Origin of the sequence: Kolteria novifilia (assembly GCA_007748055.1) — a bacterium.
Classification (GTDB): domain Bacteria; phylum Planctomycetota; class Planctomycetia; order Kolteriales; family Kolteriaceae; genus Kolteria; species Kolteria novifilia.
In genome coordinates, this window is sequence record CP036279.1 from 368,951 (window position 1) to 389,070 (window position 20,120).

Annotated in this window: 17 protein-coding genes and 1 pseudogene; 8 read left to right on the top strand and 10 right to left on the bottom strand. The window is 60.6% G+C overall.

All coding sequences use genetic code 11. The features are described 5' to 3' along the window. The first annotated feature begins 449 nt into the window (after positions 1-449). Positions 450-1,910, top strand: a complete 1,461-nt coding sequence (locus tag Pan216_RS01350; protein WP_145253741.1) for a hypothetical protein — start codon at positions 450-452, stop codon at positions 1,908-1,910. A gap of 398 nt (positions 1,911-2,308) precedes the next feature. Here the strand turns inward: Pan216_RS01350 and Pan216_RS01355 are convergent, their stop codons facing one another. After that, on the bottom strand, positions 2,309-3,469 hold the full coding sequence (locus Pan216_RS01355; RefSeq protein WP_145253744.1) for an ISAs1 family transposase: 1,161 nt from the start codon (positions 3,467-3,469) through the stop codon (positions 2,309-2,311). Between the two features lie 381 nt (positions 3,470-3,850). On the opposite strand from Pan216_RS01355, the pseudogene Pan216_RS01360 reads away from it, so the two are divergent. Continuing rightward, positions 3,851-4,969, top strand: a pseudogene (locus Pan216_RS01360) (IS481 family transposase); the annotation flags it as partial. A gap of 286 nt (positions 4,970-5,255) precedes the next feature. Here Pan216_RS01360 and Pan216_RS01365 read toward each other — a convergent pair. The 3 genes from Pan216_RS01365 to Pan216_RS01375 all read right to left on the bottom strand — a co-directional run bounded on the left by Pan216_RS01365 (position 5,256) and on the right by Pan216_RS01375 (position 8,444). Beyond that, a complete protein-coding gene (locus tag Pan216_RS01365) occupies positions 5,256-5,984 on the bottom strand; it encodes a DUF4339 domain-containing protein (RefSeq protein ID WP_145253747.1) in 729 nt (242 codons plus the stop codon). An 81-nt stretch (positions 5,985-6,065) separates the two neighbouring features. Next, on the bottom strand, positions 6,066-7,433 hold the full coding sequence (locus Pan216_RS01370) for a fatty acid desaturase family protein (RefSeq protein WP_145253750.1): 1,368 nt from the start codon (positions 7,431-7,433) through the stop codon (positions 6,066-6,068). Between the two features lie 264 nt (positions 7,434-7,697). Then, on the bottom strand, positions 7,698-8,444 hold the full coding sequence (locus Pan216_RS01375) for a lipoate--protein ligase family protein (protein ID WP_145253753.1): 747 nt from the start codon (positions 8,442-8,444) through the stop codon (positions 7,698-7,700). Between the two features lie 238 nt (positions 8,445-8,682). On the opposite strand from Pan216_RS01375, the gene Pan216_RS01380 reads away from it, so the two are divergent. Then, the gene (locus Pan216_RS01380) at positions 8,683-10,638 is read left to right on the top strand and encodes a response regulator (RefSeq protein ID WP_419193138.1); all 1,956 of its coding nucleotides are present in this window, start codon (positions 8,683-8,685) and stop codon (positions 10,636-10,638) included. 105 nt (positions 10,639-10,743) lie between these two features. On the opposite strand, the gene Pan216_RS01385 is transcribed toward Pan216_RS01380, so the two are convergent. Next, entirely contained in the window at positions 10,744-11,682 is a 939-nt protein-coding gene (locus Pan216_RS01385; RefSeq protein ID WP_145253759.1) for a hypothetical protein, read from the bottom strand. Positions 11,683-12,009: 327 nt separating this feature from the next. Between Pan216_RS01385 and Pan216_RS01390 the strand changes: the two genes are divergently transcribed. Beyond that, complete coding sequence (locus tag Pan216_RS01390; RefSeq protein WP_145253762.1) at positions 12,010-15,033, top strand: PAS domain S-box protein; 3,024 nt, start codon at positions 12,010-12,012, stop codon at positions 15,031-15,033. Between the two features lie 36 nt (positions 15,034-15,069). Here the strand turns inward: Pan216_RS01390 and pheS are convergent, their stop codons facing one another. From pheS to infC, 4 genes are all read right to left on the bottom strand, one after another. Next, a complete protein-coding gene (pheS, locus tag Pan216_RS01395; protein WP_145253765.1) occupies positions 15,070-16,062 on the bottom strand; it encodes a phenylalanine--tRNA ligase subunit alpha in 993 nt (330 codons plus the stop codon). 92 nt (positions 16,063-16,154) lie between these two features. After that, positions 16,155-16,523 (bottom strand): 50S ribosomal protein L20, encoded by a 369-nt coding sequence (rplT, locus tag Pan216_RS01400; protein ID WP_145263530.1) that lies wholly within the window; start codon positions 16,521-16,523, stop codon positions 16,155-16,157. Between the two features lie 326 nt (positions 16,524-16,849). Further along, positions 16,850-17,047, bottom strand: a complete 198-nt coding sequence (rpmI, locus tag Pan216_RS01405) for a 50S ribosomal protein L35 (protein WP_145253768.1) — start codon at positions 17,045-17,047, stop codon at positions 16,850-16,852. 206 nt (positions 17,048-17,253) lie between these two features. Next, positions 17,254-17,781: a translation initiation factor IF-3 gene (infC, locus tag Pan216_RS01410; RefSeq protein ID WP_145253771.1), complete on the bottom strand. Its 528-nt coding sequence runs from the start codon at positions 17,779-17,781 to the stop codon at positions 17,254-17,256. 353 nt (positions 17,782-18,134) lie between these two features. Between infC and Pan216_RS01415 the strand changes: the two genes are divergently transcribed. From Pan216_RS01415 to Pan216_RS01430, 4 genes are all read left to right on the top strand, one after another. Further along, on the top strand, positions 18,135-18,878 hold the full coding sequence (locus tag Pan216_RS01415) for a hypothetical protein (protein ID WP_145253774.1): 744 nt from the start codon (positions 18,135-18,137) through the stop codon (positions 18,876-18,878). A gap of 62 nt (positions 18,879-18,940) precedes the next feature. Beyond that, positions 18,941-19,228 (top strand): FmdB family zinc ribbon protein, encoded by a 288-nt coding sequence (locus Pan216_RS01420; RefSeq protein WP_145253777.1) that lies wholly within the window; start codon positions 18,941-18,943, stop codon positions 19,226-19,228. 36 nt (positions 19,229-19,264) lie between these two features. Next, a complete protein-coding gene (rpmG, locus tag Pan216_RS01425) occupies positions 19,265-19,429 on the top strand; it encodes a 50S ribosomal protein L33 (RefSeq protein ID WP_145253780.1) in 165 nt (54 codons plus the stop codon). Positions 19,430-19,451: 22 nt separating this feature from the next. Beyond that, a complete protein-coding gene (locus tag Pan216_RS01430) occupies positions 19,452-19,790 on the top strand; it encodes a gamma-butyrobetaine hydroxylase-like domain-containing protein (protein ID WP_419193139.1) in 339 nt (112 codons plus the stop codon). Positions 19,791-19,901: 111 nt separating this feature from the next. Here the strand turns inward: Pan216_RS01430 and Pan216_RS01435 are convergent, their stop codons facing one another. Next, entirely contained in the window at positions 19,902-20,099 is a 198-nt protein-coding gene (locus tag Pan216_RS01435) for a hypothetical protein (protein WP_145253786.1), read from the bottom strand. Between the last annotated feature and the right edge of the window lie 21 nt (positions 20,100-20,120).

Consider the following 20,120-nt stretch of genomic DNA (forward strand, 5'->3'; position numbering starts at 1 on the left):
AACCAGTCACCACCATCCCGAGAGCCACGCTCCTCCAAAACCTCAAGCAACTCGGCACACCCGTCTACAGAAGCCACAAATCCCAGTAGCCGCAACTCGGCATCGAACGCGACCAGAATCAAAACGGGGACATTCTGGTCTTCCCTAAAAAGCAGTACCTGCCAGAATCGACTGCGCGGTGAATTGTGGCCGGAAAAGGGAGTTAGCAGCCCGGGGGGGGGAGCCGATGTGTCTGAATCAAGTCGTTGTCCTACTGCCTCAAAACAAATCGTCGGAAATGACTGTTGGACCTGAACATCTCAGCTCTACAGCGGCGTCGACTGTAGAGCAATAGATGCATGGCAGTGAGATCGTGTTCTCTCAATGTAAATCCGCCAGGACTCAGGGAACCATGCTTGACTGGAGAGATCTCGAGCCGCAGCACTGAGAATTCCAACGGGAGGGACCACATGAGCATGAATGGGCATGACGGCACCGTCGATTGTGCAAGTGATCTGATTTGTGACAAGAGGAGAACGCATGGACGTTGGCGTGGATTCGCCTTCTGTCCGATGGCCTTGGTGGCGATAGGAATTGGCAGTTGGGTTGGGAGCCATGCGACTGCCGATAGGGAACTTCAAGCCGAAATCACGAAGATTCGCAAACATGGTGAACCAGTGCACTTCTGGGAGTTGAAACCGTCGCCGAGACCTCCGGAACAAGACGCGTTGCCACACGTTGAGACCGCAATCCAGAAGATGGCACCGCTGTCGGCGGAGTTTGAACATGCTATTACACTGCCGTTGACGCGAGAGAAGTTCACCGTGCTTCAGAGAGATCTTGAGGCAAACCGAGAAGCACTTGACGCAATTTCGCGAGCCGTCGCAAAGCCCCCACTCCGCTTCGACTACGACTACGACGACGACATGGTGTGGGAGATTGATTCTGGCATCGCCACTAGAATGGAGTACTTCTCAGAACTGCTTCACGCCAAAGTGCTGACTTCGCTGTACGTCCGGGACAGGGACATCGCCATCCAATACGTAGAGAAGGGGCTGGCACTTTCCGAGTTCCTTCGAGAGGACACATTCTGGTTGCATCATGTACTACGCTACCAGCACGGAGCCCGCGCCCTCATGTCATTAGCGATTGTGCTCGCGGAACATAACCTCACCAAAGCCGAGTTCAAACGCATCGATGCAGCACTAAGAACCGCCATTCATTCAATCAATCCCAGAAAGATGATAGCTAATGGACGAGCAATCACCCTAACCCAAATGGAACACCTCTCGATGGGTCGTCTCTACTCTCTTGGGGTCGTCTACGAGAGTTCCAACATGTACGTAGTGCCCACGACAATATCTGACTGGTTCGCATCCACGCGTGACTGCTACGAAGGATCACACATTCTTTCGCCATTCTGTCGTCACATGCTCCTTCAATCTCAGGTGACTTCCTTGAGGGCATTCGGAGAACTCGTCAAAATTATCGACATCCCAGGGCCGCGTGGAAATGAGTTAATAGAGGAATGGACGTTGCGACACGAATCAGCGTGTGCGAAGCTGGGAGTGACAAAGGAATTCATTCTCTGGTTCATTCCCCGTGGAACGATAATCCGTGACGCCATACTTTGGTATCGCCAGCAGCTTGTTCTGGCTCGAATCGGGTTGCGAGTCGATCGCTACCATGCGGACAATGGTGTGCTGCCAGCGACACTATATGAGGTTACTGACGTAGATCTTCGATCCATTCCGAAGTGTCTGTTCTCCGGTAAGCAGCTAATCTATGAAGTCGACGCAGCTGGAACTGGCTTTTGCATCAGGACTCTTGGCGCGAATTCCATTGATGATTACGGAGACGATGCGAAGGATCCAACAGAAGGGAGCTTTCGCGTGAACACCCGGCAACTGCCGCGACCACGTATGCGATAGCTTATTGCCGCCAATCTGAGACAGTCGAGAAAACACGCTGCGAGGAGTGGACTGGTCACGCTCCTCACATTGGCTCTGCCTGGCATTAAACAGCTCGGTGTCCTGGAATTCGCGTGCTCTCATCAATCTCTTGACGCTTGGCTCCAGCAGCCATCACTGGATCCCTGGTGGAGGGGACACTGGGGGAAGGCTCACGCCTGGAACCTGATCGCAGTACCCGCTGCCTTGCTGGCTTATCCATAGCTGTTCGCGAAGATTGGAGAGTCGGCATTCTACCCTTCTTATCTGTTGATTGTACTGGTCGCATTCCCTTGTTAGGGCTCGCCTCAAACAGTTCATCTGCGCGGTGTAAGCTCGACACTCAGCCCTATTGGGGTCAACGCCTGGGCCAGCGCATACTAAGTGGCTTTTCCTGTAAGGACTTCCATCAAGAAGTCATCGCTCCAGCCGCAGCTTCGGCGTTTCATCGCGATGCTGTCCTTGCTTGGATGTTGCTTGAGTAGAGAGAGCGTGAAACGATCGAGCCAAGCGAAATTCTCGCGGGCGCGTTGATCGCGGATGCGTGAATCGTCCTCGCGATAGACGACGTCGAGAATCCAATGGCAGGAGTTTTCGATCCCCCAATGGCCGCGGACGGCACGGGCGAACCGTTGGACGCCCATCCCAAGACTACTGATGTAGCGACGAATCTCGACCGTCTCTTTCCCGTCACGTAGGCAGACCGCGATGACCATGCCAATCGTCCGAAGTCCCGCCCACGCGGCCGAGTCCACCAGGCTTCGCGGAGCCGGCTTTTGATAATAGGTTCGTGTCGTCGTGCGGCCGTGGGCGGTTTCGGTCGTCTCATGTTTGCGAACCTTGCCACTGGCGAAGTCGTTTTCGGTCTCGGCCAGAAAGGCATCGGCGATCGCCGTTTCGAGGCTCTCTTGGTTACCCTTGACTGCCAAGACGTAGTCAGCTCCGCCCTCGACGATCTGCTTCGCGATCGCCTTCTGCGTTCCCATCGCGTCGATGGTGATGATCGCTCCCTGGAGATCGACCAACCGTAAAAGCTCGGGAATCGCCGTGATTTCGTTCGATTTCTCCTCGCAGGCGACTTGTCCCAGCGACAGGCCCAACTCGCTGGCCCAAAGGCTGACCGCGTGCAACGCTCCCAACCCGCGCTTGCGGTCGTGGCTGCGGCGATTGGTCTTGCCATCGACGGCAAAGACCGGTTGACTAACAGCACCCTCTTCGCAAGCCGCCTGCCGCAAGGACTCAAGCCACCCGACGAAGCAGGATTGAAAGGCATCCGGTCGCAACGCCGCCAAGACCCGCCGGAAGACGTCCTTGGCCGGAATGCCGTTGGGAAGCTCGAGCGTCCCCAGCAGCAAGTCTTTCTTCATGCGCGCCCATTTCGCGATGCCGGTCGGGCCGCTCGCCCCCGCGAGAACGCCCATCACCGCAATCACCACCACGCTCACCAACGGATGACGCTGATTGATCGACGAACGTGGATCTTCCAAGTCTTCAAAGTGGGTAATGACATCCTCAAGCGTTACCCGAACGTCCTTGCTCATCAGAACCTCTCCTTGCATGCTCACCATCCCTCGGGACCATGCAAGACGTTCTACTCATCGCTCACCACTGGCGCAACCCTCCCTCGATTGCCCAATCCCCCGAAACTGCGCGCTGGCCCTGGGGAAAGAGGGGGGCGATTCCAACCTCACTCGCTCAATTCCCTGTGCCCCGAACGACTGATTCGCGCTCCGGCCGATGGAACTCGACGCGGGGTCTCTTGCGTGCTTGGCACGCCCAGGTTTGGCGAGCAACCTGGGCCACCCAACGTCCCGCCTTTGTCCCTGGGGGTGTACGGACTGTGGACATAGGTGGCGCTTGTTCGGAGAGATGGGTAACACCTTTTGGGTATCGTAAGCGACTTCTTCAGAAGGAGTCGAGCGATGCCTTGGAAGGTGGCGAGTGTGGAAACGATTCGTCGGGAGTTTGTGGAGTTGGCGTCGAAGGAGGGGGCGAACAGGTCGGAGCTTTGCCGTCGCTTCGGCATCTCGCGCAAGACTGGCTACAAGTGGCTGGCGAGGTACGAAGCTTCGGGCGGATCGGGGCTGGAGGACCGTTCGCGTCGTCCGGTTTCTTCTCCAGGGCGGACCAGCGAGGAGATGGAATCGGTGGTGCTGGCGGCTCACCGAGAGATGAATAGGTCATGGGGTGGTCGCAAGCTGCGTCAGCTCTTGCTTGACCGGGGAGTCTCGGGGGTACCCGCGGCGAGTACGATCACGGAGATTCTGAGGCGTCACGGGGAGTTGTCGCCTCGTGAGGAATCGACGTTGGGCCCCTATCAGCGGTTCGAGCGGGAGAGGCCCAACGAGCTATGGCAGATGGATTTCAAGGGTCACTTCGGACTTGCTGACGGGACGCGTTGTCATCCTCTGACGATGCTGGATGACCATTCCCGCTTCTCGCTGGTGATCGAAGCCTTCGGCAACGAGCGTGGCGAGACGGTTCGTGGTGCGTTGACGGCCGCGTTTCGCGTCTATGGCCTTCCCGAGGCGATGCTGATGGACAATGGTGCTCCGTGGGGCAACGACCGCGAGAGTCCTTGGACGCCGCTGACGGTGTGGCTATTGCGGTTGGGAGTGCAGGTGCTTCATGGCCGCCCGAGTCATCCTCAGACGCAGGGGAAGCTGGAGCGTTTTCACCAGAGTTTGAAGGCGGAAGTGCTGCAAGGAGGGCCGCTACGGGACCTTCAGCAATCGCAAGAGCGTTTTGATCGCTGGCGGTCGGTGTACAACTTCGAGCGTCCACACGAGTCGTTGGGGATGCGTCCACCGGGGGAGCGTTACGAGGCGAGTGCTCGTCGTTATCCGGAGGAGGTGCCTCCGTTGGAGTTCAGTCCGATCGACGAGATTCGCAAGGTTCAGCGTCGGGGCGAGTTCCATTTTCAGGGTCAGCAGTGGTACGTGAGCCAGGCGTTCTCTGGCGAGCACGTGGGACTCCGTCCGACGCTCGTCGATGGCGTGTGGGAAGTGTGGTTTGGACGAGTTTGGCTCGGTGAGCTGGACCAGTCGATCAGTGGTGAACGCCGACGGGTGGTCCGTCGGCGCCCGAGGGGATTGAACGAGGGATCCGGGGGTGGCACGGACTGCGGTCGCTGCGATCCCTCCGTCCGTTCCACCCCCGAAACCGAAGAAGAGGACGTGTTACCCATGTCCCCGGACACCTGTTACCCTTGACTCCGGCCCGTACACCCCCTTGGACAAGGGGGGACGGAAGAACACAAGAGGGCGGGAAGCGAGGATCGGGAATCCTCCTGGCCTTTGACGACGCGCGCCCGAGGGTCGGGCCGACTCATCGGCGGACATCGTCGGCGCCGAGCGATGCGGCGCGGGTGTTCTCCTCGATGTCGAGGATGACCCGAATACCCTCCGCAAGCGCGAAGAGCAGCAGCGGCGGCAACCCATAGACCAGCAGCGCCACGAGGGCCAGCATCGGTGGCGTCGCGATGTTGATCAAGGTCGCTTGCAGCGGCGTGAAGTTCTCAAGCGACATCGTGAGCCACATGACGATCCCGACCACAAAGTTGAACATGCCCGCGAGCAGGATCGGAATCGTGCAAAGCTTGGCCAACAGTACGATGACGCGAAGGGCGGGATAGCGACGTTCCAACGCCGGCGCGAGCGTCGGCGCCGTGGCCTCCTTGGTATCGACGTCGCTCGTTGACGTCGGCATCTCCTCGGAGGGTGGCTCAGGCGCGGCGGGCTCGTCAACGACCTCGATGACTTCCTCTTCCCGAGGATCCATCGCCGGCGCCATGACGACGTCCTGAGGGATCACCTCCATCTCCGGTAGGTCGCTTGGATTGGAGGGAATGAACCGATGGAAGTCGGCTTCCTCGAGCAATCGCTCGCCCACGAGAAGTCCGCGAACGCGGCGGGCGGGGACCCAGCGGCCCTCCTTGCCCTTGCGAACGAGCGTCTCCTCGTCGATGACGCCCTCGATCGCCAAACGGCGCATCGCGCGCGACGTCATCGGTCCCCGTTCTTCACCATCCTCGACGAAGTACCAGCGCGAAGCCATATCGTTCGACTTGTCACCTCGGTCCCTGATCCCCGGACATGCTGAGTATCAGTATAGCGTGAAATGCCGAGGCGGTGGCAATCACGAAGAGGCTTCTCTCTTCGAGGCGATCTCCTGCTCGAGGATGGCTTGGCGATCCTCGATCTCGTTGCCCTCGAGCACGCTATGGTCGATGAACGCCTCGTGATCGCCGTGGGGCGCGAACTCCGGACCGAGGACATCGACGACGGTCGGATGCTTCGCGGGATGGCGCGGTGGCGCGAAGTATCCTTCGACGACCGTCGCCTCCTCACGATACTCGGGAAAGGTCAGCAGGAGCTCATGGAGCTGCCGCAGCCGGTAGTGGGGAACGGTCGCGAACATATGATGCGGCAGATGGTAGTCCTGTCCGAACGGGAAGACCGCGAAGTTGATCATCGGGTTGATGAAGAAGACACGGGTGTTGGTCAACCAACCCCGATCGCCGTTGCCGTGCTGAACCAGTTGCCGAAGGATCATGAAGAACGAGAACGACGTGAAGATCGGCATCACCCAGAGAAGGAAGAAGTCGATCGCCACCCAATGACCGGTCAAATGCGTCGTCCACGCGATCGAGAGAAAGAGCGTCGTCAGGAACGTGATCCGCAAGAAAGTCATCGTGCGCGACGACACCACGGGACGAACCCGGCTCTGATGAAAGAGGCTCTTCGGAATCACGGCGTAGAAGGTCATCACCGACACCCACATGACAACCGGAACGATCGCCAGCAAGAGCGTCTGGCCGAACGTCACCAGCAGCGTGAGCAATGCCACCATCGAAAGCAGGTAGATGATGCCAACCCGAACCGGAAGCTTCGACTGCTTGACGTTCTTCTTGATGTAAGGGTTCTTGTCGGTCCCGATGGCGTTGTACTGAGCCCGCACGCGGATGTAACGAATCAAGTTTAGCGGCCAGAGCTGAGCCAGCAGCGTCCGCAGGAACTCGTCCTTGGGCAGCGGGAAGTCGAGCCAGTGACCGCTGGTGCGCAGTTGCGAGACATCGGGATCGCGCTCCGGATCGTTGACGAACTGATGATGCGCCATGTGCTGAAGGCGGTAATGATGCGTCGAGCTGAAGAGCGGGAACATGCAGCACAGATCGGAGACCAGATCGTTGGCGATGCGATGACGAAAGAGCGTGTGATGCGAGGCTTCATGGGCCAAGCCCGTCAATTGATGCTGACCGGCCCCGATGCAAACGATCGCGAGGGCGTAGGCCGGAACGCTCCACCAAAACGCGAGCCCCTGCTCGACGCGCCAGGCATCGAAGAGGAGCGCTCCCCCGATGCAAGCGACGAGGAAGAGCCAGGTCCGCACCAGGTAGAAGATGTTGGTGGTGTTGTCGGCTTGAACGAGTTTCCGCAGCCCCTCTTTCAGGGCCGAACTCTTCAGCGTGCGTGCTTCGTGCGTCGGTGCTTCCACGGTGGCCATCGGAGTCCCCAAAAGTTCCTTTCGATGATTCCGACTCGAGCGTCGGCGTACAGGCCTTGGGCGAGGATGTACCTTCTTCGCGAACCCTCGTCGAGGGGAAGAAGACCTCCCCTAGGCAGCGGTTTATTTTACCCAGACTCGCCACTCTCACAGATCAGGTTCGACGTCTCGCCGTCATTTGCGGCAATCTTTTCGTCGGAGAATCGGTACAGACCGGCCCTCACCCAAGAAGGGTGGACAGCGACTCTCGGCGGCATGGGACGATCATCGCGGGTGTCGGCGCGACTCGGTCCATTCGGGATGGGCGTACTTGCCGAGTCGGAATTCCTCGGCTCGCTCCCGCTCGTCGTCGGTCAACGGGCCGGGTTCGACGCGGAGATCCCAGAGACTCGCCAGCCGTTCGGTCAACGTTTCCGCGAGTCCCGCCTCCGGCAACGAGGCTCCTTCATCGGTTAGCCCGGGAAGCTGTGGTGTCGCGTCACTCCGTTCAATCAGGATCGATCCATGCTGTAGCAGGGCGCCCCGACGGTTTCGCTGGGCGCTGCCCAAGATCTTCGAGCCACCGAGGACCACATCGCCCTCGCTACGGCGCTCGAAGCATAGAAACGGTTCGCCGCCGGACGAAGACTTTCCGGGACTCAATTCGGGTGGCAAGGTGCTGATCAGGCTGGTGGTCACCAGCGTGTGAAACTGGCGGACCATCTGTCGAAAGTCGGGATCGGGCCAACGGCCGGGGGCGAAGACGAGGCTGTAGGTCAACTCGCGATCGTGGAGGATCGCCCCTCCGCCAGTGATCCGCCGGACGCAGGGAAGCTCGGCGAGCTGTGGCGGTCGTTCCTGCCATTCTTGAAAATAGCCGAGACTGAGGGTAGGCCGCGACCAGCGATACCAGCGGAGCGTGGCGGGCGCGGAGTTGCCCGCGAGGGTCTGATCGAGGATCGCCTCGTCGATCGCCATGTTGGTGACGCCGTCGAACGTCGCTTGAGGAATGAGACGACAATCAATGCTCACGATCGACCTGACTCCAATGGTAGTGGACTCTTCCTCCCGGCGATCAACGCGCGAGCGATTCCGGGTGCGTATCGGCAAACCGGGACATTTGCTCCCGCCGGGCGACGCGATTGAGCGTGTGACTCAAAACAGCGCCAGCGTTTCCGTTTGGAATCTCGGTATTGTAGTGGGACAATGACGGGAGTGACGTTTGGTTGCCACGCCCCTCTCGGACGCACGAAATAGGAGGCGAGCGTCAGTGCATGTGATTCTGGTCGAAGACAACCCGGACGAACTGCTGTTGCTGCAAGCGATCTGCGAACGCCGGGGCCACCAGGTAAGTGCCTTTCGGGACGGGGAATCGGCGTGGCCGTCCTTGCGGGAGGGAACCACGTCGCTCGTCTTGCTCGACCGGTCCCTTCCCGGATCGAGCGGGCTCGACCTCTGTCGGCGCGTTCGCGACGAGGCCCTTGCGGTGGAGCCCTTCATCCTCATGATCACCGCCCACGACTCCGCGGATGACATTCAGGCCGCGCTCGACGCCGGCGCGAACGACTTTCTCGCCAAACCCTTTTCGTCCGATTCGCTTCACACGCGGCTCGCGATCGCGGAACGGCGGGTCGCGGAAAACGACCAGAACCGATTGACCCTCGCCCGCAAGGAAGAGCAATTCCGCCAGTTGGTCGAGCACATCCGGGCGGTCTTTTGGATGGTCGACGGCACCACGCACCAGCTCCTCTACATGAGTCCCTACTACGAAGCGGTCTGGGGCTCGGCCCCTCCCAAGGACTTGTCGTACTACCCGTGGCTCTTGCGGATTCACCCGCAAGATCGCTCGACGGCGCTCAACGACCAGAGCTTTACCCGCACAACCGAGTTCGACTGCGAGTACCGCATCCTACGTCCCGACGGCTCTCTGCGCTGGGTTCGCAATCGCGCTTTCCCGGTCAAGGATGCCGAGGGCAATGTCGTCCGCATCGCCGGGATCGCCAACGACGTGACCGAGCGCCGGTTCCTCAAGGAGAGCTTGCGACAGGCACAGCGGATGGAGGCGATCGGACAGATCGCCGGGGGAATCGCTCACGAGTTCAACAATTTGCTTCAGGTGATCATCGGCAACATCTCCTTCGCGCAGGAAGAGGTCTCCGGCGACATCGCCGAGCTTCTCGAACAATCGCTCACCGCCAGCGAACGATCGGCGCAGCTCGTCGGCCAACTCCTGGCCTTTGGCCAGAGTTCGGCCCCGCGTCGCAAGCGCGTCTATTTGGAGAGCTTGGTCGGCGAAGTGGTCGACATCGTCGGCAGGACGTTCGATCGCCGGATCGACGTCAGTCTGGAACAGGAGGGTGGGCTGCCCGAGGTCTTCGCCGATCCCGAGCAGATCCACCACCTGGTGCTGACTCTCTGCATTCGCGCTCGCGAGGCCCTCGAGGCGAGGCGTTACCGCGACGAGGCGGCGCCGTTGCGGCTGGCGATCTCGACCTCGAGTCGCGTCTTGCGAGAGGAGGAGTGCAAACGGAATGGGCGCCGGGCCGGTGAGTATGTCCGCATCGCCGTCGCCGACACAGGGCTTTCCGGCAGCTTCGCCCAACGCGAAGCCTCCCCTGGGACGCTGTCGCTCTCTGATTCGACCCTCGTCGAGGAAGATCTGGGCATCGCCTGGGCGGACGACCTGATGAATCAACACGGAGGCTGGACCGAAGTGGAAGAGCGGTCCCTGGACGGAACCACGATCGCCGCCTACCTCCCCGCCGCGGAGTCAGAGTCGTCGGGGGCTCCCAGTCCCAAGGAGTTCGAGGATGCCGGCTATGCGACCGGCCACGAGACCATTCTCTTGATCGACGACGAGCCGATGGTCCGAGGCATCGGCCAGCGAATCCTCACCCGACTCGGCTACACGGTGCTCGAAGCCGAGGACGGCCTCAGCGCCTTGGAAATCTACCGGGATCAAGGAGACTCGATCGACCTGGTCATCCTCGATCTCTCGATGCCGAGACTTTCCGGCGAGGAGACTCTCGCGCGTCTGCGGGAACACGACCCGAACGTGCGCGTCATCGTGACGACCGGCTATTCAAAATCGGATCGCTACGACAGTGTCGCCCAGATGGGTGTGCTTGCCTTTCTGACGAAGCCATTCCGGCTCGAAGAACTCTCGCGCACTACCCGCGAAGCGATCGACGGCAACATTTCCAAGATTCATGCGTCGGGATCGTAGCCGCTTGCAGGCGGAATCCCTCCGAATGCCACTTGCCGACAAGTGGCCAGAAGCACCCGCGAGAACCATTGAACGACGCGTTGCCTGACGGCCAATGCCATCCAGCTAGCGATCGGGAGAGGCCGAGTCGGTCCCAACCAGGGAGGGACGCCGCGGCAGGAACGATCGGATCACGTCTCCCGCGGGCAAAATCGGAATCGACGATCCGACGTGATAGTTCTCCCCTTCCTCGGGAAGCGTCTTGTTCGCGAGATTTCCGGCCAGATCATCAAGATGGGCGAGACACGCTTCGACGTAGTGCGGGTCGACTCGTTCCAAGCGATCGGCCAGCGAATCGGGCTCCCCGTGGGCGAGATTGGTGACATAGGTGAGTAGTTCCCGCCTGGTTTGCGACGACTGGCAGGATGCGAAGTGGACCCAGAGCCAACTCTCGCGGTAGTCGCTCGCGTTCATCTGCCAGAGATCGCGCATTCGCTCGAGGCGGCGCAGATCGGGCTTCCAGCCTCGCTGGGCATCGACGTCGAGCCGCGCGACATGCCGACTGTTGAGCCCTTCCGGACCCGCTTCGAAGTATTCCGCGAACCCCTCGTCCAACCAAAGCGGAACCGACATCATCGACCGGTGCAGCAAGGCGTGGGTCGCCTCGTGCCTCAAGTCCCCCCGGAGCCGATCCCCTTGCGCGGCGATCACGACCATTTCCCCTTGCGCTTGCTGCACGAAGAAGGCCCGGCGACTTGGCAACTCCGGGAAGTTGGTCCGAACGAACTCGTCGTAGCCCTGCTGACTGTCAAACACCACGATCCGCACAAGTCCGTTGCCTTCCGGTAGGAAGAGTGTTTCGTGGATCGCTTGACGCAGTCCCAAGAGATCATCGACGAGCGGATCCCGCCGAGCGAGTTCGAAGTCGGTGGTGAAGACGAAGGGTCCGGTTCGTAGCACATGCTCGCGGGGAGCATCGCGCCCAACGTGGGGGAGTTTGCCCGTGAGGCACCCCGTCCCCAATAGAGTAAAAGCAACCACGACTCGCGCACGCCCAAGAGTCACCGACGCCCTCCCTCAAGATCGCTCCTCGAAAGGACCAAATAGACGAGGTTCGAGAAAGAACCAAGAGAGACTTGGTGGAATCAGGTAGAGTAAAGGGTGGTCAAAAACTGGGGAACCACGCGGGACTGGGAATCCCGGCCAATCGGTGGAATGTCTTGCTGACCACGCGACGGCAACCGGACATGGGGGGGGGTGACTATCCCCATGGAGCGCATCGTTCGTCTCATATTTGGCATGAAACTTGAGAATTACCACGGAGAGCGGAAGAAAGGCGACGGCGACGAATAGAATCCTAGCAAGACGGTGGAAACGACGGAAACCAATTTCATGACTTCCCATTCGCCGAATGAGAATCACGACCAAACGCGTCGCCCCCAGTCCGTGGCGCCCTCAACCTCAACCGGCAACGTGGCGAAGAAAATCGGCGACGGTGCCTGTCCCGACGTGGAGAATCTCGATCAGCTTCGGGCCAATAGCGATCTGCTTCCCTTTCTTCATCGCAGAGGTGGCTCCTACGAACCAGGAACGTCGCCCTTTCGCGCGACGGCGATTCTGATCGCGGCGGGGCTATTCCTCACCGCCCTCCTCGCGGACTACGCGACCACCCAACAATTCGCCACCTCCATCCGAGCCGAAGTCCAGGAAGAACTCACCAAAGCCCGGACCCGGCTGGAGTCGTGCCTGCAGGGCAACATCCAGTTGATGCGCGGTCTTCCCGGCATCATCGCCATTCTTCCCGATGTGACCCAAGAGCAGTTCGCCAAAGCCGTCAAGCCGCTCTTTCAGGGAGACTCCCAACTGCGGCACATCGCGGTCGCTCCGGACCTCATCGTCGAGATCTTCTATCCGATCGAGGGAAACGAAGTCATCATGGGGCTCGACCATCGAGAGACGGCCAGTCATTTTGAAGCCATTGATTTCGCAAGGCGCACGCGACAACTCGTCCTGGCGGGCCCGATCGAACTCGTCCAAGGAGGCACGGGGTTCATCGGCCGCATTCCCGTCTTCTTGCCCGACGCCGATGGCAAGGAGCAGTTCTGGGGCGTGATCTCCGCGGTCGTCGGTAAAGAGGCGCTTATCCGGGAAAGCGGTCTCCGCAACGAACTTCCCATCAATATCGCGATCCGAAGCGTGGAGGGCATCGGCTCCCATGGCGAGGTCTTCTTTGGCGACGAGGCGATCTTTAAGGACAACCCCGTCGTGGCGGAAGTCCCCTTGCCCTACGGGTCGTGGACGATGGCGGCGGTTCCGCGCGACGGCTGGCCGGCATATCCGGGGAGAATCTGGTTACAACGCGTCGGCTTTCTCCTCGCCGCCTCGCTGATCCTGGGATCGACCTTCCTGGTGTCGCGTGCGAGAGACCGTCTCCACGATGCGGCTAAGAGAACCCAAGTCGCCGAGATCTTCGCCCGTGGCGTCATTGACAGCCTCTCGGCTCGAATCGCCGCGATTGGCGACGACGGCACCATCCTCGCCGTCAACCGCGCTTGGCGCGAGTTCCACAGTGTTGACGACTCCCGGCCGAGCTCGTTCGTCGAGGGGGTCAACTACTTCGAGGTCCGCGACGACGCGATGAAGGAAGCCGACGCGCAAGCATGCGAGGATGGGGTGCGCGCGGTCCTCGATGGCCAAACGGACTTCGTTGAAATCGAGTACGCCCTCGGTCGCCACGATGACCATCGCTGGTTCGTCTGTCGCGTCACCCCCTTTCCCAGCGGCGGCTCCGCCAAGGCGGTCGTCGCTCATGAGGACGTCACCCAGCGACGTTCGGCCGAAGAGGCTCTCCGAGAGAGCGAGACGCATTTACGCGCCATCGTCGAATCGGAACCGGAGTGCGTCAAGTTGATGGATCGGCAGGGCAAGGTTCTCGACATGAATCCCGCCGGCCTGCGGATGCTCGGCATCGAATCCTTGGAGGACGTCCTCGGCAAGAGCGCCTACGACATCGTCGAACGCGAGCATCACGCGGAGTTTCGCAAGGGAATCGAAGCGGTCTTTCGCGGGGAGAAGACGTTCCAAACTTTTGAAATCCGCTCGAATGACGGCACGCGGCGATGGCTGGAGCAGCATGCCGTCCCGCTCTGGCACCCCGAGCATCCGGACCAGGTCAAGTCGATGCTGGCCGTCGCACGCGACATCACCCAGCGCAAGAAGACGGAAGAGGAAGTTCGAGCGCTTCAAACCCAAATGCTTCACGCCCAGAAAATGGAGAGTCTCGGCATCCTCGCCGGCGGCGTCGCGCACGATTTCAACAACATCCTCACCGCCATCCTCGGCTACGCCAACCTGCTTGTCGACGAACCGACGATCAGCCGGGACAACCGCGACATGCTGGTCCGAATCGGTGAGTCCGCGGAACGCGCCGCGGAGTTGTGCAGCCAACTGCTCTCCTACTCCGGCCGGGGGAGCTTCGTGATCAAGCCGGTCGACTTGTCCTCACTCGTCTGCGAGACGGAGCAGATGATCCACGTTTCCCTCTCCAAGAAGACGGCGGTACATTTCAAGCTCGGCGAGAACCTTCCCAAAGTCGAAGCCGATGAAGTTCAGTTGCGGCAAGTGATCATGAACTTGGTCACCAACGCGTCGGACGCGATCGGCGATGAAGTGGGCGAACTGACGATCGAGACCGGACGAGCCCCCTACGACTCCTTCGACTGCGAGAGCAACCTCGCCGGCGGAACATGCGAGCCGGGGACGTACGTCTACGCCAAGGTAACCGACACAGGGTGCGGCATGAGCCCCTCGACGCTGGAGAAGATGTTCGATCCCTTTTTCACGACGAAACCGACCGGTCGGGGCCTAGGGATGGCGGCAGTTCTGGGCGTGATCCGCGGACATCATGGGCTCATCACCTGCGACACGACCCCCGGCCTGGGGACCACGTTCACCGTCGCGTTTCCCCAGATGAGCGGCGCCCCCCACGAGCCGACGCTACCGCGTAGCAGCGCGCCCTCCAGGGAGTCGACACACCATGGCACGGCCCTGGTCATCGACGACGAGTCCTTCATCCGATCGATTCTCAAGCAGGCGCTGGAAAGTCGCGGCTTCGAGGTCCTGCTCGCCGTCGACGGCCAACACGGAATCGAGACCTTCGCCGCTCACGCCGACGATATCGTGCTCTCCCTCATCGACATGTCGATGCCACGTCTCGGTGGCCTCGAGACCATGCGGTTCATCCGACAGATTCAACCGTCGGCGCAAGTCGTGCTCATGAGCGGATTCACGAAAGAGGACGTGGTCGAAGGAGAGGATGGAGATGCGCCCGACGGCTATATCAAGAAGCCGTTCCGACTCGAGGACTTGTTTCGCGTCGTCACCGGGGTGCTGGAAGGGTCAGCCGAACGCGTCTGAGCGAAGACCGTCGGAAGTCGACGTGCTCCGCCCGACTCACGCGAACTGACGAAGGAAGCGAACGTCGTTCTCGAAGAAGAGGCGAAGATCGCTGACGTCGTGCCGGCGCATCGCGAGGCGTTCGACCCCAAGCCCGAACGCGAACCCGGAAACCTTCTCGGGATCGTAGCCGACCGCCTTGAAGACGTTCGGGTCGACCATGCCCGCTCCCCCAAGCTCGATCCAGCGATCTTCCGACTCGCTCCAGCGCATGTCGACTTCGATGCTCGGCTCGGTGAACGGGAAGAACGAGGGGCGAAACCGAATGTCGACGTGCTCGCCGAGGTAGGTCTGGCAGAACATCCGCAAGATGGTCTTCAGGTCGGCCATCGTCGCCTCCTCGGCAACGTAGAGTCCCTCAACCTGATGGAACATCGGGGAGTGGGTCGCGTCGGCGGTATCGGGCCGGTAAACCCGTCCGATCGAGATGATCCGAACCGGTGGCGGTTGTTTCTCCATGACGCGGATCTGCACCGTGCTGGTTTGGCTGCGCAGCATCAACGAGTCGTCAATGTAGAAGTTGTCGCGCGGGTCGCGGGCGGGATGATCGTCGGGGATGTTCAGGGCAACGAAGTTGTGAAAGACGTCCTCGACGTCGGGACCCTCGGCGAGACGGAACCCCATCCGGCCGAAGATGTCGGAAATCTCCTCGATCGTCTGGATCAGGGGATGACGGACGCCAACGGGAAAGCGAGCGCCCGGAAGGAGATCGAAACGAGGCCCCTTGGGCTTCTTGGCTGACTGCCCCGCCTGGGCCGCCTTGAAGGCGTCCTCGACGGCGCGGTGACACTGATTGAAGGCTTTGCCGTACTCGGGTTTCTGGTCGGCGGGAAGCTTTCCCAGAAGCTGCTGCAGCTGCCGGAACTCGCCCTTGCGACCAAGGTACTTCGACTTGGCCTGCTCGAGGTCGCCGCTGTCGATGAGGGCCAACGCGGCCGACCGAGCCTCTTCGAGCCGTTTCAGCGACGACGTCAGATCGTCCTCGGCCATCGGTTCCTTCCCATGCGACTAACCCGGCTGTGGCGAATTCCCGCCGCGAGCCCGAAGGCCCGTTCGTGGAAACGACGACCGGTCCACGAGGACTACGCCGAGGCGGCGGCTAGTTGGCCGACGCCCGCGGTCTCGACGATCTTGTCGAACGCGGCGGGATCGATGATTGCCAATTGGGCGAGCACCTTGCGGTTTAGGTCGATGCCCGACTCCTTCAGCGCGTGCATGAACTCGCTGTAGCGGCAACCGCGCTGGCGGCAAGCGGCGTTGATCCGAAGGATCCAGAGGCGCCGCATCATCCGCTTGCGGACCTTACGATCGCGGTAGGCATACTGGCCCGACCGCAGGATCGCGACCTTGACGGTCCGCAGAAGACGGCGACGACCGCCGCGATAGCCCTTAACCGCCTTGAACAGCCGCTTCTTCGCCTGGAGGCGGGCGGCTCCCTTACGTGCACGCACCATCTGTTTCGTTCCCGTTCTGTGGTAGCTCGCGCCTTTTACTCATCGTCGCGGAAGCCGCGTGGGACGATTGGCCGCGAGTAGGTCTCTCTGTTGAGGCTGTTCGATCCGTCGCGTTGAGCGGTCGACTCGCGACCCGATCCCATCGGGAAGAAGGAGTCTCGACCGAGGCACTGTCCAGGACACAAGTGACGGCGAGCACCGCCGGCTGTGTCCGGTTTGGCACCGAGGCTGTCCTCGTCCGCCCACCTGGCGTGGACGTCGGTTTCGTCCGGCCCCGTGGCGTGGACGCTGAACCGATCCGCTCCAAGGGCGCGGCGTCAGTCCTAGTCCGCTTGCATGGCGCGGAGGATTTTCTTGGCCCGAAGTCCGCCCACGGTGGTGGTCCGGCGCAACTGCCGAACACGCTTGCCGGTAAAGCTGACCATCCGGTGACTCTTGCCGCACTTGTGGCGGACGACCTTCCCCGTGCCCGTCACCTTGAATCGTTTGGTGAGGGACTTGTTCGTCTTCATTTTCGGCATGATATCGCTCGCCTATTCGTGCTCGAACCGTTTCGCGCGGCCCCGCCCGCGTCGGTGCTCCACCATCGGGGGAGTACGCGCGGACGTAGCGCAAACGGTTGGTTTATGAAAAGACCCACAGAGAGGAAAGCGGAAAGACCGGTCGTGCCACGCCCAGCTCGCATGTCGCGGGCCGGGGCCAACGCGGTGCCGGATCGACTGGGGCGCTATCTGGGCGAGAGAATTGCCGTGATACGGCGTCCATCCCGAGTCGGGTGACGTTCGACCTTGGCGACATCCCCCAGCTCCGCGACCATCGACTTGACCAGCTCAAGCCCCAGCTCCACATGCGCCAGCTCACGACCACGGAACTGGACCGTGATCATGACCTTGTGGCGATGGCCCAGGAAATCGCGAGCGTGGCGAATCTTGGTATCGAGATCGGCTTGCCCACAGCGGGGCCGAACCCGAATCTCCTTGAGTTGCGACTGCGTCTTCTGCGCTTTGCGAAGCTTCTTGGTCTGTTCGTACTTGTACTTCCCGTAGTCCATGATCTTGCAGACCGGTGGACGCTCCTGGGAAGCGACTTCGACGAGATCCAGATCCTGCCGCCTCGCGGCGTCGATGGCTTCGTCCCGAGAAATGATACCGAGCGACTCGCCATTGGCATCGATGACGCGAAGTGGACTGATTCGGATTTGATCGTTGACACGTGTCGTGTCGGTGTTGTTAGGTGCCTGCGAACGGGATGACACTAAGTTGTCTGACCTCCATCTTTGTTTTCGCGACGCGGGCCGCGGACTGCGCCTGGGAGAACCCGCATCTCTTCGCCAGTATACCTCTATACCCGCTACCCCATGGGAACGTCAACTCCCTTTCGGGAAGACTATTTACGACGATGCCGCCACCCCGGCCGCGAGCGCGTCGAAGGTTGTATTTTTCGGGCGAAATCTTCCTCCCTCGCCTCCCCACGGGGATTCGCCAGGCTTGCCATCGCTCGAGAATGTCGGAGAATGAATAGTGAAGCCGCGATTGTCCCGCGGGAAGATCGCACGTCATTCACCGCGGCCCGGCCGCGACCACATGCCAACCACACGGGGGCCAGTGCATGAATCCCTATGCCTCCTTCAGCGACGATTTCTACCTCTACTGCTACCTCAACACGGAGCTGGAACTCCCCCGCTCCCGAGATACCGTTCTTCACTATTTCGGCCAGATTGGAAAAGCATTCCCGACCATGACCAACTTCTATGGTCAGGATGCCAACGAATATGTGCTGGAGGAAGATCGCGAACTGGGGTCGTACCGATGGATCTCGCTGGAGCCACGCCGGGCCTGTTCGGGCTACATGAACCCGCCGAGCCCGGACAGTTGCCACGCCCAGCATGAATTGATGCTCGAGCTGGCGCCGCACCTCCTTTCGGTCACGCCACTCGACTGCGAGGCCGTCGACGTCATGTTCGGCTTCGACTTCAGCTTCAAAGGCAACCACGACGAGATTGTCGGCGAAGTCTTCGCCTCCGAAGGGCGACTCGGCAGCCTCGTCGGCATGCCCGAGGGCAAGCTGATCAATTTCGAGCCGACCCTGACGATCGCCCTCGACGAGGAATGTCGGCTCCAGTGCCGTTTGAGCGTCGTCACCCGCACCAACTCGTACCAGGTCCGTACGAACCAGTTCAACGAAGACGCCATCAGCGTCTACTTCACGGTTCGTCAGTACTGGAACCAGGCAATGTCGCTCTCGTTCGTTGAGTCTTATCGCCAACAATTCGAGACGGGTGTCCAGCTCGTCGACTCCTACGTCATCCCGAACGTGGTAGTCCCTCTTTCCGAGGCGATTTCGGCGCGATAAACTAACTGCTTGGCGAATCGCGCGATCGCGGGTGAAAACTTTCCCGCTGAGGAACGATTGAGATGCCGATCTTCGAATACGTCTCCTCGGAGCCCCCTGGCTGCGAGCATTGCCGCGGCGGCTTCGAGGAAATCCAATCGATCAAGGACGACGCCCTCACGCACTGCCCCAAGTGCCAAGGGCCGGTTCACCGCGTCCTCTCGGCGCCGACAATTCATGGCGCCGGACGCTCCGCCGAAGTTCTTTCCAACAAGAACCTTGCGGAAAAGGGATTCACCAAGTACGTCAAGTCGGGCGACGGCTACTACGAAAAGGCCGCCGGCAAGGGACCCGACGCGATTAAGCGATAACCCCTGTAGCGATCTCGAGATCACTGGAAACCAACGATGGCCAAGAAGAAGAAAATCGTCGAAATCTTGCACATGGTCTGCAAGGAGACCGGCAACCACAACTACACCATTCGCAAAAAGCGTGGCGAGAACAAGCTGGAGCTTATGAAGTACTGCCCCGCTCTCCGCAAGCACACGCTTCACGTCGAGAAGCGCAAATAGGACATTTTTGGAGGGACCAGCCGTGACCTCGAGCGCCGTCCCCGCCAAGATTCAACTCGACAAAGTCGGCCGAAAGCTCGTCATCCTCTGGTCCGACGGCTTTCGACACGACTATCCGTGGGAGCTTCTCCGCGAGAACTGCCCCTCCGCCGGCGAGCGGACGGCACGAGCGGACGATTCCAAGGATCCGCTGGCGCTGCTGGGGAGCATTCCGAGCAGCGAGATGGCCGACTTGCGCATGGTCGGAAACTACGCCATCTGCCCAATTTGGGCGGACGGGCATGATGTCGGCATCTTCACCTGGGAATATCTCCGCCAACTCGCCACCGACGACGGTGTCTCTGAGTCAGCCATCGCCTGACGAGCCAAGGCTCAGCCATCGCCTGACGAGCCCAGGCTCAGCGATCGCCTGAATAATCACGGCACTAGTCACAAAAGAGCAAAGACAGGAAGGATAGGCTGACGCTCCAGCCTAGGCAACCGTGTTGAGGGCGTGGTACGCATCCTCAAACGACGCTTGCTTTTGCGCCTGGATCGACTGCTCGACACTGATCTTGCTCAGCGTCTTGGTGTGCTCGGTCTGCTTGGTCACGGACTCCTGCAGCACGGCATAGAGTTGGTTGATTTGCTGGAGCGCCTCGGAACCAGCGGCACCACTCACACTACTCATCGACGCCTCCCCAACACTGAT